This window comes from Pseudomonas sp. NPDC089918, assembly GCF_050280605.1.
In the GTDB taxonomy this organism is placed as follows: Bacteria; Pseudomonadota; Gammaproteobacteria; order Pseudomonadales; family Pseudomonadaceae; genus Aquipseudomonas.
On the sequence record NZ_JBNNVP010000056.1, the window covers coordinates 21,698 to 36,343 of the forward strand.

16 protein-coding genes are annotated in these 14,646 nt (G+C 60.9%); 9 read left to right on the top strand and 7 right to left on the bottom strand.

The features are described from left to right. Nucleotides 1-68: 68 nt before the first annotated feature. Nucleotides 69-971, bottom strand: a complete 903-nt coding sequence (locus ACQKPC_RS27240; RefSeq protein WP_427627658.1) for a LysR substrate-binding domain-containing protein — start codon at nt 969-971, stop codon at nt 69-71. Nucleotides 972-1,081: 110 nt separating this feature from the next. On the opposite strand from ACQKPC_RS27240, the gene ACQKPC_RS27245 reads away from it, so the two are divergent. Then, on the top strand, nt 1,082-1,684 hold the full coding sequence (locus tag ACQKPC_RS27245; RefSeq protein WP_427627660.1) for an NADPH-dependent F420 reductase: 603 nt from the start codon (nt 1,082-1,084) through the stop codon (nt 1,682-1,684). 160 nt (nt 1,685-1,844) lie between these two features. Here ACQKPC_RS27245 and ACQKPC_RS27250 read toward each other — a convergent pair whose 3' ends face one another. The 3 genes from ACQKPC_RS27250 to ACQKPC_RS27260 are packed head-to-tail and all read right to left on the bottom strand — an operon-like array spanning nt 1,845 to nt 4,438. After that, a complete protein-coding gene (locus ACQKPC_RS27250) occupies nt 1,845-3,026 on the bottom strand; it encodes an acetyl-CoA C-acetyltransferase (protein WP_427627661.1) in 1,182 nt (393 codons plus the stop codon). 11 nt (nt 3,027-3,037) lie between these two features. Next, nucleotides 3,038-3,703 carry a CoA transferase subunit B gene (locus ACQKPC_RS27255; RefSeq protein ID WP_007896015.1) on the bottom strand — a complete coding sequence of 222 codons (666 nt, stop codon included), beginning with the start codon at nt 3,701-3,703 and terminating at the stop codon, nt 3,038-3,040. A gap of 36 nt (nt 3,704-3,739) precedes the next feature. Beyond that, entirely contained in the window at nt 3,740-4,438 is a 699-nt protein-coding gene (locus ACQKPC_RS27260) for a CoA transferase subunit A (RefSeq protein WP_007896014.1), read from the bottom strand. 243 nt (nt 4,439-4,681) lie between these two features. On the opposite strand from ACQKPC_RS27260, the gene ACQKPC_RS27265 reads away from it, so the two are divergent. Then, nucleotides 4,682-5,578 (top strand): LysR substrate-binding domain-containing protein, encoded by an 897-nt coding sequence (locus tag ACQKPC_RS27265; protein ID WP_427627664.1) that lies wholly within the window; start codon nt 4,682-4,684, stop codon nt 5,576-5,578. Between the two features lie 155 nt (nt 5,579-5,733). Here ACQKPC_RS27265 and ACQKPC_RS27270 read toward each other — a convergent pair whose 3' ends face one another. Next, entirely contained in the window at nt 5,734-6,780 is a 1,047-nt protein-coding gene (locus ACQKPC_RS27270) for a class I SAM-dependent methyltransferase (RefSeq protein ID WP_032830528.1), read from the bottom strand. Nucleotides 6,781-7,077: 297 nt separating this feature from the next. Between ACQKPC_RS27270 and ACQKPC_RS27275 the strand changes: the two genes are divergently transcribed. Beyond that, entirely contained in the window at nt 7,078-7,905 is an 828-nt protein-coding gene (locus tag ACQKPC_RS27275) for a DUF692 domain-containing protein (RefSeq protein ID WP_427627666.1), read from the top strand. 3 nt (nt 7,906-7,908) lie between these two features. After that, nucleotides 7,909-8,673 carry a DNA-binding domain-containing protein gene (locus ACQKPC_RS27280; protein WP_427627668.1) on the top strand — a complete coding sequence of 255 codons (765 nt, stop codon included), beginning with the start codon at nt 7,909-7,911 and terminating at the stop codon, nt 8,671-8,673. 48 nt (nt 8,674-8,721) lie between these two features. On the opposite strand, the gene ACQKPC_RS27285 is transcribed toward ACQKPC_RS27280, so the two are convergent. Then, nucleotides 8,722-10,032, bottom strand: a complete 1,311-nt coding sequence (locus tag ACQKPC_RS27285; protein ID WP_427627670.1) for an ATP-binding protein — start codon at nt 10,030-10,032, stop codon at nt 8,722-8,724. Continuing rightward, the gene (locus ACQKPC_RS27290) at nt 10,029-10,769 is read right to left on the bottom strand and encodes a response regulator (RefSeq protein ID WP_008011892.1); all 741 of its coding nucleotides are present in this window, start codon (nt 10,767-10,769) and stop codon (nt 10,029-10,031) included. Before ACQKPC_RS27290 ends, ACQKPC_RS27285 begins: the two co-directional genes overlap by 4 nt. A gap of 488 nt (nt 10,770-11,257) precedes the next feature. Here ACQKPC_RS27290 and ACQKPC_RS27295 point away from each other — a divergent pair, with 488 nt between their 5' ends. From ACQKPC_RS27295 to ACQKPC_RS27315, 5 genes are all read left to right on the top strand, one after another. Beyond that, on the top strand, nt 11,258-11,521 hold the full coding sequence (locus ACQKPC_RS27295) for a DUF2790 domain-containing protein (RefSeq protein ID WP_007896006.1): 264 nt from the start codon (nt 11,258-11,260) through the stop codon (nt 11,519-11,521). Nucleotides 11,522-11,569: 48 nt separating this feature from the next. Continuing rightward, entirely contained in the window at nt 11,570-11,800 is a 231-nt protein-coding gene (locus ACQKPC_RS27300; protein ID WP_427627672.1) for a hypothetical protein, read from the top strand. Between the two features lie 153 nt (nt 11,801-11,953). Beyond that, the gene (locus ACQKPC_RS27305) at nt 11,954-13,165 is read left to right on the top strand and encodes a cytochrome c biogenesis protein DipZ (RefSeq protein ID WP_427627673.1); all 1,212 of its coding nucleotides are present in this window, start codon (nt 11,954-11,956) and stop codon (nt 13,163-13,165) included. 186 nt (nt 13,166-13,351) lie between these two features. Beyond that, on the top strand, nt 13,352-13,624 hold the full coding sequence (locus ACQKPC_RS27310; RefSeq protein ID WP_427627675.1) for a DUF4242 domain-containing protein: 273 nt from the start codon (nt 13,352-13,354) through the stop codon (nt 13,622-13,624). Nucleotides 13,625-13,662: 38 nt separating this feature from the next. Beyond that, nucleotides 13,663-14,475, top strand: a complete 813-nt coding sequence (locus tag ACQKPC_RS27315; RefSeq protein WP_427627677.1) for a class I SAM-dependent methyltransferase — start codon at nt 13,663-13,665, stop codon at nt 14,473-14,475. Nucleotides 14,476-14,646: the final 171 nt, after the last annotated feature.

The window sequence follows — 14,646 nt, forward strand, 5'->3', positions numbered from 1 at the left end:
TGTGCCGATCACAAAATTTGTGATCAACCTCGATCAACTGTGGAAGCGGGCTTGCTCGCGAAGAACGATTACGCGGTCTCCCGCCCAAACACCTCGACCAGATAATCGATAAACACCCGGGTCTTGGCCGGCATCAACGTGCGGCTCGGGTAATACAACGAGATCGGTCCTGCGTCGGCATGCCAATCCGGTAGCAAGCGCACCAGTTCGCCACGCTCAATATTAGCGGCGACATCCGGCAACACCAGCAATGTCACACCGAGGCCGAGCAGGGCCGCTTCGCGCATGGCGGCCGGGTCATTGAGCACGATGTTTTCACTCAGCTCGGCGCTTGCTTCATTGCCCGTGCCATCCTGCATGACCCAATGACGCAGCCGCCCGGTGCGCACGCCGCGCATCACAATCCCGTTGTATCGAGCCAGATCCGCCGGGCTGTCGGGCGATGTGCGTCCGGCCATGTACGCCGGTGAGGCCACTGCCACCACATGCGCCGCCGCCAACGTCCGCGAGATGACCCCAGGCGTCAATTCGAAACCACCACCGATGGCCGCGTCGTAGCCTTCGGCAATCAGGTCCACCTGGCGATTTTCGAAATGCCACTCGGGGCGAATCAGCGGGTAACGCGCTAGAAATGCCGGCAACAACGGCAACACATGGCCAATACCGAACGTCGGCGCCAGGCTAACCTTGAGCACGCCCGCCGGCTCGCCTTGGTCACTGCTCACCGCACTGATCGCCGCCTGCAACCCGTGCAGATTGCCGCTGATACTCGCCAGAAAACGCTCCCCGGCTTCAGTCAGTGACAACTTGCGGGTCGAGCGCTGGAATAGCCGCACACCGATGTTGCGTTCGAGCATCGCCACGTTGCGGCTGACAGCGGCGGGTGTCAGTGCGAGCAGCCGCGCGGCGGCGGAGAAGCTGCCGGTTTCGGCGCTGCGCACGAAAGATTCGAGGTTGGCGAGGGTTTCCATCTCAGACACCTGATAGTAATGCTTGAAGATAATTCAAGTTATTACCGTCTAATCAAGTCGTAATGGCAAGCGCAGTATTCACTCCATCAACCCACCACGGAGTGAACACCATGAGCACAATCGGAATCATCGGCGCTGGCGCCATCGGCACAGCCTTCGCCAAAGCACTGTCCCGTCAGGGTATCGAAGTCGTCATCGCCAACAGCCGTGGCCCGCAAACCCTGGCCGCACTGGTAGCAGAACTCGGGCCGACAGCGCGGGCCGGCACCCGTGAAGAAGCGGCTGCACAGCCGATTGTTTTGGTGGCGGTGAATTGGTCGAAGTTACCGACGGCACTGGCCGGGCTGCCAGATTTCGGCGGGCGGATTGTGATCGATGCGAACAATTCGATTGAGGCGCCATCGTTCAAAGCGGTGGATTTGCAGGGACGTCCGTCCAGCGAAGTGTTTGCCGAATGGGTGCCCGGTGCGCGGGTCGTCAAAGCGTTCAATCACCTACAGGCGCATCTGCTTGAGAGCGATCCGAAAGCGGAGGGCGGTCGGAGGGTGCTTTTTCTCTCTGGTGACGATGCCGAGGCCAAGGCACAGGTGGCTGCGTTGATCGAGCGGTTGGGGTTCTTTGGAATCGATCTGGGCGAACTGAGTGTCGGGGCGCGGCTGGTGCAGTTTCCGGGCGGACCTTTGCCAGTCTTGAACCTTGTGAAATTTGCCTGAGGGCCAGACAAAAAAAACGATTTGTGGCGAGGGAGCTTGCTCCCGCTTGAGTGCGTAGCACTCACAAAGTCTCCGCTTGTACGCAGAGTTTTGGGGCCGCTACGCAGCCCAGCGGGAGCAAGCTCCCTCGCCACAGGGTATTGGGTGTAGCTAAAAAGGATTACGCCCGTTCGATCGCCAATGCCACGCCCTGACCACCACCGATGCACAGGGTGGCCAGGCCTTTTTTGGCATCACGCTTGATCATTTCATGCAGCAGGGTCACCAGCACCCGGCAACCTGACGCACCGATCGGGTGGCCCAAGGCAATCGCGCCGCCGTTGACGTTGACCTTGTTCAGGTCCCATTCCAGGTCTTTGGCCACGGCCAGAGATTGCGCGGCGAAGGCTTCGTTGGCTTCGACCAGGTCCAGTTGACCGATGGACCAACCAGCCTTGTCCAGGCAACGGCGAGTGGCCGACACCGGGCCGATGCCCATGATCGCCGGGTCGACGCCCGCGTTGGCATAAGCGGCGATTTTCGCCAGCACTGGCAGCCCGAGGGCCTTGGCTTTTTCCGCACTCATCAGAATCACCGCCGCGGCGCCGTCGTTCAGCGAAGAAGCGTTACCGGCCGTCACCGAGCCGTCCTTCTTGAAGGCCGCTTTCAGTTTGCCCAGGGAGTCGGCGGTGGTGCCGGCCCGAGGCTGTTCATCGGTGGCGAAGGACAGCGGGTCGCCCTTGCGCTGGGGGATCAGGATCGGCGTGATCTCATCGGCAAACCGCCCGGCCTCGATGGCGGCCACGGCTTTCTGCTGCGAGGCGGCAGCGAAGGCGTCCTGTTGCTCGCGGGTCAGGTTGTACTTCTCGGCCAGATTCTCGGCGGTGATGCCCATGTGGTAATCGTTGAACGCATCCCACAAACCGTCGCTGATCATCGTGTCGACGATCTGGCTGTGACCCATACGCAAACCGGTGCGGGCGCCCGGCATGACGTAATTGGCCAGGCTCATGTTTTCCTGGCCACCGGCGATGATCACATCGGCATCGCCGCAGCGAATCGCCTGAGCCGCCAGATGCAGCGCTTTCAGGCCCGAGCCGCAGACTTTGTTCAGGGTCATGGCCGGCACGGCGAAGGGCAGGCCGGCCTTGATCGCGGCCTGACGCGCAGGGTTCTGGCCGGCGCCGGCGGTCAATACCTGGCCCATGATCACTTCATCGACTTGCGCCGGGTCCAGACTGGTTTGCGCCAGCAACTGGCGGATTACCGCAGCACCGAGATCAACCGCGGACACATTCGCCAGCGAACCCTGGAAGCTGCCGATGGCAGTGCGAGTGGCGGCAACAATCACGACTTCTTGCATGGAAAAATTCCTCACTGGGCAGCGAACTGCATTTCCGGGACGTGGTCAGGCACGATCAGTTTACCAGCGGTCTTGGCGACGATTTCCTCGACGCTGACGCCCGGCGCGCGCTCTTTGAGAATGAATGCACCGTCCTTGATTTCCAGATAGGCCAGGTCGGTCAGCACGCGTTTGATGCAACCGGCGCCGGTCAGCGGCAGGCTGCAACGCGACAGCAGTTTCGACTCGCCGTCCTTGGAGGCGTGGGTCATGGTGACAATGATGTTGTCCGCACCGGCCACCAGGTCCATCGCGCCGCCCATGCCCTTGACCAGTTTGCCGGGGATCATCCAGGAGGCGATGTTGCCTTCGACGTCGACTTCGAACGCGCCCAGCACGGTCAGGTCGATGTGGCCGCCGCGGATCATCGCGAAGGATTCGGCGGACGAGAAAATCGATGCGCCGATGCGCGCGGTCACGGTTTGCTTGCCGGCGTTGATCATGTCGGCGTCGACTTCGGCATCGGTCGGAAAGGCGCCCATGCCGAGCAGGCCGTTTTCCGATTGCAGCATGACTTCCATGCCTTCAGGGATGTAGTTGGCGACCAGGGTCGGGATGCCGATACCGAGGTTCACGTAGTAGCCGTCCTGCATTTCGCGGGCGACGCGTTGAGCCATTTGTTCGCGGGAAAGTGCCATTGTTGTTATTCCTTCATTCGGTCCGGGGGCAGGGGATCACTTACGCACGGTGCGCTGTTCGATGCGCTTCTCGAACGTGCCGCAAATGACCCGGTCGACGTAGATGCCAGGGGTGTGGATCTGCGACGGGTCCAGCTCGCCGGGTTCAACGATTTCTTCGACTTCGACCACGGTGATCTTGCCGGCGGTGGCGGCCAGCGGGTTGAAGTTCTGGGCGGTGTGGCGATAGACCACGTTACCGAAATGGTCGGCTTTCCAGCCTTTGACGATGGCGAAGTCACCGGTGATGGACTCTTCCATCAGGTACTGGCGGCCCTTGAATTCGCGGACTTCCTTGCCGTCGGCCACCGGAGTGCCGACGCCAGTGGCGGTGAAGAACGCCGGGATGCCGGCACCGCCTGCGCGCATTTTCTCGGCGAGGGTGCCTTGAGGTGTGAGCACGACTTCGATTTCGCCGCTCAGCAGTTGCTTCTCGAACAGCGCGTTTTCGCCGACGTAGGAGGCCACCACCTTGCGGATCTGCCGGTCTACCAGCAGCACACCGAGGCCGAAACCGTCGACGCCGCAGTTGTTGGAGACCACGGTGAGATCACGCGTGCCGCGGTGCTGGATCTCGGCGATGAGGTTTTCCGGAATCCCGCACAGGCCGAAGCCGCCGGAGATCACGGTCATGCCGTCTTCAAGACCTGCCATCGCTTCCTCGTAGGAATACACGCGCTTGTCGAACCCTGCCATATGCACCTCTTTTATTCTTTGTGGGCGGCTGGCTAGCCGGATGGGGAGGGAGTGTCTCGCTGGAGGATTTATTTGTTAAGTTGATTTTTAAGGTTGATTGATAGATAAAACTCACTAATAGGCAGGAGCTGCCGCAGGCTGCGATCTTTTGATTTTCGGCGCCCTTGAAGGTGCTGAAGATCAAAAGATCGCCGCCTTCGGCAGCTCCTGCATTGGATGTGCTTACCGTTGGAGACCGTGGCCATGACCGTTAAACAGATTCGCGCCTTCCTGGCCGTGGCCCAGAGTTTGAGTTTTGCCGTGGCGTGCGAGCGGCTGCACCTGTCCCAGTCGGCGTTGAGCCTGACCATCAAGGCGCTGGAGGAGGGTTTGGGCGGGCGCCTGTTCACGCGCAATACCCGCAACGTCGCACTGACCGCCGAAGGCGAATCGCTGCTGCCACTGGCCCGTCGATTGATCGCGGACTGGGACAACGCCGAGGATGAACTACGTCAACGCTTCACCCTCCAGCGCGGTCGCGTGACCCTGGCGGCGATGCCGTCGTTTGCTGGCAACCTGTTGCCGCCGATCCTCAAGACCTTTCGCGCGCGTTATCCCAAGGTCAATGTCACGGTGAATGACGTGATCAACGAGCAGGTGCTGGAAATGGTTCGCGACCGTCAGGTGGAATTGGGCGTGGCGTTTGAACCGACCCAGAGCTCGTCGCTGGAATTTACCCCGTTGTACATCGACCGGTTTGTGGCGGTGGTGCCCCTCGATTCACCGCTGGCGGAGCTGGCGGACATCGATTGGCAGACGTTGCTCAAGGAGCCGTTCATTACCTTGCAGCGACCATCGACGGTACGGGTGATGCTCGAAGAGCACTTGCAGGCACGGGGCATGAAGTTGCCGGTGGAATTTGAAAGCCATCAGTTGGCAACGGTCGGGCGGATGGTGGCCAGCGGATTGGGCGTCAGTGCGGTGCCGGCCTTGTGCGCCGGGCAGATGCGCGAGCTGGGCGCGCGTTGCATAACCCTGCGTGACCCGGTGGTGGAACGGGCGATCGGGGTGCTGACGACAGGGCATGAACTGTCGGCGGCGGCGCAGGCGTTGTTCGATATTCTCAAGGCCGAAAACCTTGGCGAGCGCCTCTCCGCGTGATGATCACCGTCCCCTGTGGGAGCGAGCCTGCTCGCGAAGGGGACGGCACATTCAACATGGATACTGCCTGCACACCGCCATCGCGAGCAGGCTCGCTCCCACAGGAATTGGGTTCCGCCAGTTGCTGACGGATCACCCGGGCAGGTGGCCTGCCCTTATTTACGCGCCTCCAGAATCAGGTTGAACGGCGTTTCGGTGGCCCGCCGGAACTGCGTGAACCCCGCTTCGGTGAAGACCTTGCGCAACCGTGCCTCACCCGCTTGGGCACCGAGCCCGAGGCCGACTTCCTGGGACAGTGAGTTGGGTGTGCAGATAAAGGTCGAGGCGGCGTAGAACAGTCGTCCCACCGGAGTGGTGTTGGCATCGAGCGTGTCGTTGGCGAAAGGCTCTACCAGCAGCACCGAGCCGTCGGGTTTGAGCGATTCATAGGCATGCTTTGCGGCGCCGACCGGGTCACCCATATCGTGCAGGCAGTCGAAGTAGCAGACCAGGTCATAGTCGTCGCCCGGATAGCTTTTGGCGGTGCCCTGGAAGAACCGCGCCCGGCCGGACACGCCACCTTCTTCGGCGCGCTGGGTGGCGACGGTGACCGAAGGCGCGTGGTAATCGAAGCCGACGAACCGTGAATTCGGAAACGCCTGGGCCATGATCACGGTCGAGGCGCCGTGGCCGCAGCCGATGTCCGCTACCTTGGCGCCGGCCTCCAGTTTGGCGACCACTCCATCAAGGGCCGGCAGCCATTCGCTGACCAGGTGCGCTTTGTACCCTGGGCGGAAGAACCGTTCGGTGCCGCTGAACATGCACGGATGGTGATCGCCCCAAGGCAGGGCGCCGTTGCCGCGCATGGCATTGACCAGTTTGTCCTTGTCATGGAAAAACGATGCAACCACGCCGATACCGCCGGCCACATAGACCGGTGAATCTTCGATCGCCAGCGCCAGGGCTTGCTCTTCGGGCAGGCGGAACTGGCCGTCGCGGTGTTCCATGTAACCGGAAGCGGCGTGGGCGCTGAGCCATTCACGCAGCAGGCGGGTGTTGCAGCCGGTCTTTTCGGCGAGTGCTTCGGGGGTGACTGGCTGACTGTCGGCCATGGCCCGGTACAGGCCGAGCTCTTCGCCGAGGATGACGTTGGCGAGCATCGCCGCGCCACCCATGTCGTTCACCAGTTTGCCCATGAAATCGTTGAGTCTGGCCTCGTCCATCATGTGTGCTCCTTCAGCAGGATCAGGGTCCAGAGGCATTGTTTGTCGAGGCATGCACCTTTGGGCGGTGATCGTGGGAATGAACAGGACGATAACGGCGTCCTGGCCCCCCGCGGGGGTAATCGATAAGTCTAGTTCGTGTATCCCACTGTATCTGACTGCCTGTCCGATACAGTGGCCTGAGAAGAACGGCGTTGGTGAACACACATCCGACACACCGCGGCGCTTGACTGGGCCTGCCGGCCAGCACTGACTTTTCAGACGCTGGAGACCGGATCCCAGGATGAGATCGACACCATGCAGACCCCCCTCACATCAGCGAAGACGAGCGTCGGGCTAGGCTTGCGCCGCGGTTTGATGACAGACCTTCAAGCGGCCCCGGTGGGCGCTTTCGACTTTCTGGAAGTCGCGCCGGAAAACTGGATCGGCATCGGCGGCGCTCATGGCGCGACATTTCGCGCCTTGGCCGAGCGCTATCCGTTGTCCTGTCACGGCTTGTCCTTGTCGTTGGGCGGGCCGGCACCGCTGGACGTCGGGTTCCTGCAGCAAGTGCGGGTTTTCCTCGATCACCACAAAGTGCCGCTGTACAGCGAACACCTGAGCTACTGCAGCGATGACGGGCATCTTTACGATCTGCTGCCGTTGCCGTTTACCGAAGAAGCGGTGCGCCACGTCGCTGCCCGAATCCGCCAGTCACAGGACATTCTCGGTCGGCGCCTGGCGGTGGAAAACGTCTCCTACTACGCCGCGCCACAACAGGACATGGACGAACTGACCTTCACCAATGCGGTGTTGCTTGAAGCCGATTGCGACCTGCTGCTTGACGTCAACAATGTCTACGTCAACTCGATCAATCACGGCTTCGATCCGCAGGCGTTTCTGGCCGGCATCGACGCGGGGAGGGTGGTCGCCATGCATGTGGCGGGGCACTTTGATGAGTCCGACACGCTGAAGATCGACACCCATGGCGCCTCGGTCAAACCGGTGGTCTGGTCGCTGCTGGCCGAGGCGTATGCGCGGTTCGGTGTGCAACCGACGCTGCTGGAACGGGATTTCAACTTTCCGGCGTTCTCTGAATTGGTGAGCGAATTACAGACCATTCGCCGTCTGCAAGGTGAGGGGTGAACCGTGGATAAGCCGACGCTGTATCAGCAGCAAGACACATTGACTCGTTACCTGCGCGACCCCGACCATTGTGCGCCGCCTGCCGGGATGGACGTGGCACGGGCACAGGTTTATCGCGACCTGGTGTTCTCGAATCTATCGTCGTTGCTCAGCGGGACTTTTCCGGTGCTGGTGAAGATATTGGGTGACGGTGAGTGGCGTTCTCTGGTGCGGATCTTCCTGCGAGACTACCGCGCTCACACGCCAAAATTCGGCGAGATCGCCCAGGAGTTTGTCGAGTTTCTGGCCTCTGAGCCGCTGGCGCTGAGCGACGGACCGTGGCCGCCATTCATGGTCGAGCTGGCGCATTACGAGTGGGTCGAGATGGCGCTGCAACAATCCGACGCCGAGCCATTGCCGGCCAGCGATGCCGGGTTGCTGCTGGATCGACCGTTGCAGGTTTCGCCGCTGGCCTGGCCATTGGCGTATGCCTGGCCGGTGCAGTTGGTGGGGCCGGATTACCGGCCGGACTCGCCGCCGGCTCAGCCGACGTTGCTGTTGGTTCGTCGGGATGAGGACTGGAATGTGCGCTTCTCCGAACTGAGCCCGTTGGCATGGCGGTTGTTGCAGAGGATCGGGGAATTTACTCAGCTCGATGGCCGGGCGCAGCTGGAAGGGTTGGCGGTGGAGGCGGGGATGGTTGGATCGCCGGAATTCATAGACAGTGGGTTGGCGTTGTTGCAGCAGATGCACGGGGAAGGGGTTCTGGGAACGATCAAACACCACTGATCCAATGTGGGAGCGAGCAAGCCCGCTCCCACATTGGATGTGTGGTGTTTATTGGGGCTTTGGCAACCTGAGCTCCGCACACAACCCACCGCCTTCGCGATTGCTCAATTTCAATGACCCGCCAATCGCGATGGCCAACTGCTGGGCAATCGCCAACCCCAAACCGGTCCCTCCCGTACTGCGATTGCGCGAATTCTCCACGCGGTAGAACGGTTCCATTACCTGTGCCAATTGCTCTTCGGCAATCCCCGGCCCTCGGTCCATCACTTTCACCGACAAGCTGCCATCGGCCTGCGTTTCCACCCACAGCTCTGCGGTGCCGGCGAATTTCAGTGCGTTGTCTATCAGGTTCACCAGCACTCGTCGCAAGGCATGCGGCCGGGTGTTAATCACGGCTGCGCTTTTGCCGTCGAGTTGCACGTCTTTGCCCATGTCCTGATAGTCGAACACCAGGCTGTCGAGGAACGAATCCAGATCAGTGCGGCGACTTTCCTCGGTGGCACCATGAATGCTGCGGGCATAGGCGACGCCTTCGCGCACCAGGTGTTCCATCTCGCCGAGGTCGTTCCACAGTTTGTCTTTCTCGCTGGAGTCATCCATGAACTCGGCGCGCAGTTTCATGCGGGTGATCGGGGTTTGCAGGTCGTGGGAAATCGCCGCCAACAGTTGCATGCGTTCCTTGAGATAAGCCGCAATGCGCGCCTGCATCGCATTGAAGGCCCGCGCAGCGTAGGCGACTTCGGTCGGGCCTTTTTCATCCAGGTGTACGGCGTGGGTGTTGGGGTCGAGGGTTTCCACCGCTTGGGCGAGGTGGGTGAGCGGGCGAATGGCGATTCTCACGGCCAGCCAGGTGCAGGTAATCATCAGCGCCAGTTGCCCCAGCAACACCGCCGGCAACCACGGCGACAACGGCACCATCGACGGCCGCACGTCGATGGTGACAGGGCTGCCGTCCTTCAGTTTCAGGTGGGCCTGGAAGTGTTTTTTCGGGCCTGGGATGTCGGTAAAGGTCAGCGGGTAATCATGGCCGATGGCGTCCTGAATCGAGGTCACTGCAATCGACACCTCGCGAGCCGCCATCGGCGTGCCCGGCGAGCCTTCATTCAATAGATAGTTGTAGTTGGCGCGTTCCAGACGCTGTAGCCAGTTCGGGCGTTCGTCGGCGGGCAAACGGTCGAGGATGGCCAGGGAGGTCGAGACATCGGTTTCCAGATTGCCCAACATCGTATTTTTCGCACTTTCGTAACGCTCATAGTACTGAGCGCCAAAGGACAGCGCCTGGGCGAGGATCAGGCCGATCAGGAAAATCAGCGACAGCCGCGAAGCCAGCGTGCGGGGCCAGCGCAGCGCAAGGTTCATGACGGCGCACCGAGCACTTCCACCGGCAGGGAAAACACATAACCTTCACTGCGTACGGTCTTGATGTAGGCCGGTTCCCGGGCATCGTCCAGCAGACGCTGACGCAAGCGGCTCACCAGCAAATCGATCGAGCGGTCGAACAGATCGGCATCGCGGCCCTGGGTCAGGTTAAGCAACTGGTCGCGATTGAGCACCCGCTGAGGATGATCGAGGAACACCCGCAGCAAACGATATTCCGCACCGCTGAGGGCGACCATGGTGCCGTCCTGATCCAGCAGATGCCGGGCCGAGGTGTCCAGGCGCCAGCGACCGAACGCCAGCAGACGACCGCTTTCGGTGATCACCAGGTTCGGTGGCAGCATCCGCGTGCGTCGTAGCACGGCGTTGATGCGGGCGAGCAATTCACGGGCGGCGAACGGTTTGACCAGGTAATCGTCGGCGCCCATTTCCAGGCCGATGATGCGGTCGGTTTCATCGTTGCGAGCGGTGAGCATCAGCACCGGCGTGGCCTTGTGTTTGCCGGCGCGAAGTTCGCGGCAGAGGACCAGGCCATCGTCCCCCGGCATCATGATGTCGAGCACGATCAAATCCACCGGTGTGGACTCCAGAAACGAGCGCATCTGCCGTCCATCCGCGACCACGGTGGTGCGCAGGCCGTTCTTTTTCAGGTAGTTGCCTACCAGTTCCCGGATCTCGCGGTCATCGTCCACGATGAGAATGTGATCGACGTGTTCCATGGTGACCAAGCCTCTTGAATGGGAGTTGTCGCGCAGTCTATCGAGCCTTGGCCCGCTCGCCTGCCGTCGATTGTATTGCAGTGTATCTGGCGTATCAGCAGATACACGGGGACGCAAAAAACAGCCGATTTCAGGGCAATGCTGTTCACATAAGCGCGACTCTTTGTGGCGAGCGAGCTTGCTCGCGTCGGGCTGCGCAGCGGCCCCAAAAAATCTGACAACCCTTGCCGATTATTGTGAGTGCTACGCACTCAAGCGGGAGCAAGCTCCCTCGCCACAGGTTTCTCACGGACTCAAGACAGCATTGCGATTTCAGGGGGTTTGTATCGCTGTGTATCGCAAGCAGGCGCGGATACATAGCGATTTACCCGCGCCTGTTCTCGACACAGACGGGATACCTCGCGGGTTTCAAATAGGTTCCATCGAGGCAAACCCAACCGCCTCGGCTCAATCAACGATTGACCTATTGAAGCCTTGAGGAAATCACCATGAATACCAAAGCCGTGTACGCCGCCTGCCTGTTTGCCGCCCTGAACATCTGCACCTTGTCGGCCCGCGCCGAAGCCGATGTCACCCCTCAAACCTACACCTACGGCACGCACCTGGACATCCAGAAAGTGCTGTCGATGAAACAGGACGCCACCCCTACCTGCGGGATTGTGAATGCCCGGATGACCTACCTGGATTCCCAAGGCAAAACCCGGGTCCTGGATTACAGCAAATTCGCTGACGGCTGCAACGAAGGCAGCTGAATCCTTCGACGACCCATTGCCCATCCCCTTTGAAACAGGAAGAACATCATGAACAACATCACCCGCTTTTTCACCGCCATCGTTTTCTCCGTAGCTGGTGCCGCCGCCCATGCCAACGCTGCAGTAGAACAGAGCAGCTATGGCAGCAGCACCTGCTTCCAACTGACTCCGCTGCTGACTGAGGATGGTTCCAGCCGCACACCGCAAGGGCAACTGGTTGCAGAGAACGGCTACAGCCGGACGCCACAGGGCCAGCAGCTGGAAAACCAGACGGCCTGAAGCCAGGCACTGTTCCCATGAACTCAGTATTCCCAGTGTGGGAGCGAGCCTGCTCGCGATGACGGCAGCACATTCAACATCTATGTGACTGCCAGACCGCTATCGCGAGCAGGCTCGCTCCCACAGGGGACTCGTATTCTCAAGGTGATCCCCATGTTCCTCATCGCATTCCTGGGCGGCATTTTGACCGTCCTCAGCCCCTGCATCCTCCCGGTCGTGCCGTTTCTGTTTGCCGGGGTTAAACGCACGCGTTCTTCGATCCTGCTCACCCTCGGCGGCATGGCCCTGACCTTCGCACTGATCTCCAGCCTGGCGGTGGTCAGCAGCGATTGGGTGGTGCAAGCCAACAACACCGGCCGCCATGTGGCGCTGATTGTGATGGTGCTGTTCGCGCTGTCGCTGATCTCCGCCCGCATCGGTGGCTGGCTGGCGCGCCCGTTCGTGCTGCTGGGCAATCGCCTTGATCCCAACACTCGCAAAATGTCTGGCCCGTTAGGCTCGGTAATGATCGGCGTCGCCACGGGGCTGCTCTGGGCACCGTGTGCCGGGCCGATCCTCGGGGTGATCCTCACTGGCGCCATGCTGCAAGGCGCCAGCGCTCACACTAGTCTTTTGCTGGTGGCGTACGGCCTGGGCAGCGCGTTGTCCCTGGGCACTTTGATCTTCGCCGGTCGCGGTCTGGTCAATCGCCTGAAGCCGTCGATTCCGCTCACCGGTTGGCTGCGTCGCGGCACGGGGGCGGCGGTGTTGGTTGCCGCAGCGGTCATCTCCACGGGGGCCGACAACAAGTTGCTCGCCAGCACCTCATCCGAAGGCGTCACCACGGTTGAACAACACGTGCTGGAAACCGTACCGAAAGTGGTCGATTACTTCGTTAGCAAGGTCAAGGCCGACTCGACCATGGACGCGGCCAAAGGCGCGATGCCGTCACTCTCTGGCGCGGTCGAGTGGCTCAACTCGCCAGCGCTGAGCAACGATGCCCTGCGCGGCAAAGTGGTGCTGGTGGACTTCTGGACGTACGACTGCATCAACTGCCAGCACACCTTGCCCTACGTGAAGGACTGGGCGAAGAAATACGAGAAAGACGGCCTGGTGGTGATCGGCGTGCATACCCCTGAATACGGTTACGAACGCATCATCGACAACGTCCGCGATCAGGTGAAAAAACTCGGCATCACCTACCCGGTGGCGATCGACAACAACTACGCGATCTGGCGCGCCTTCGACAACCAGTACTGGCCCGCTCACTACCTGATCGATGCCAAGGGCCAGGTGCGTTACACCTACTTTGGCGAGGGAAGGTACGAGACTCAGGAGCAGATGATTCGGCAATTGCTGGAAGAGGCCAAGACGCCTGCCGCTTAACCCGTTTCGGCAACGCAAGCCAATCTGTTAAGGCGGCGTTACAAATGGCGACCACGCATCGGAGAATGCCATATTTCGTGAATTCTCCGGACGATCGGCAGGACGCCGGCGTATCCGGGAGCGATAGTTTGTGGACGACGGGATCATTGCCGACCCTGTCATCACCATCAAGAAAAGGAAGTTGCCATGCCTAAATACATTATTGAGCGCGAGCTTCCGGGCGCTGGCGCACTGCCGCAACAAGAACTCAAAGCGATCTCGCAAAAGTCCTGCGATGTGTTGCGCGAGATGGGGCCAGAGGTGCAATGGCTGGAGAGTTACATCACTGGCGACAAGATTTACTGCGTGTACATCGCGCCGAACGAAGGACTCATCAGGGAGCACGCCCAAAAGGGTGAATTTCCCATCACCAGCGTTTCCCGGGTCATGAACATCATCGATCCCACCACGGCGGAGTAAGCCGGGACGCGTTCCAACCTGCAATGGAGCTGACTTTTATGAGCACACCCATTGACCTCACAGCCCTGAAAAACCGTCAGATGGCCACATGGGCCAGCGGCGACTACGCCGTGATCGGTACCACCTTACAAATCGTCGGCGAACAACTGGCCGAAGCCTGCGACTTGCTCTGTGATGAGCAGGTGCTGGACGTCGCCGCCGGCAACGGCAACGCAACGCTCGCCGCCGCACGCCGGGGCTGCAAGGTCACGTCCACTGACTATGTGGCCAAGTTGCTTGAACGCGGCGAAGACCGCGCACGGGCGGAACACCTGGACGTGACCTTTCAGGTGGCCGATGCCGAGGACTTGCCGTTCGAGGACGCCAGTTTCGATGCCGTGCTTTCGACCTTTGGTGTGATGTTTACGCCGGATCAGCCCAAGGCCGCAGCGGAACTGGCGCGGGTGTGCCGTCCTGGCGGGCGGATCGGCCTTGCCAACTGGACGCCTGAAGGCTACATCGGCCAGGTGTTCAAGACCCTGGGCCGCCACATGCCGCCACCGCCAGGCGCGCAACCCCCTTCGAACTGGGGCACCGAAGCCTGGTTAAACTCGCAGTTCGATCAGCGCGATTTCCAGCTTCAGGTGACACGGCGGCTGTTCAACTTCCGCTATCGCTCGGCCGCGCACTGGATCGACACCTTCCGTACCTGGTATGGGCCGCTTCACAAGGCCTTTGCGACCCTGCCACCCGAAGGGGGCACGGCCCTGGAAAACGACCTGACCGAACTGTTGAATCGCCTGAACCGGGCGGGGGAACGGTCGCTGGTGGTGCCCAGTGAATACCTGGAGGTGGTGATTACACGGCGTTGAAGCGACAACACAAATCCCCTGTGGGAGCGGGCTCTGTGGCGAGGGGGCTTGCCCCCGTTCGGCTGCGAAGCAGTCGCAAAGCTTTTAGGGCCGCTTCGCGACCCAACGGGGGCAAGCCCCAGCCCAAGCCCAAGCCCTAATGCGAAGTCCCCTCCACAAACTCAATCTTGT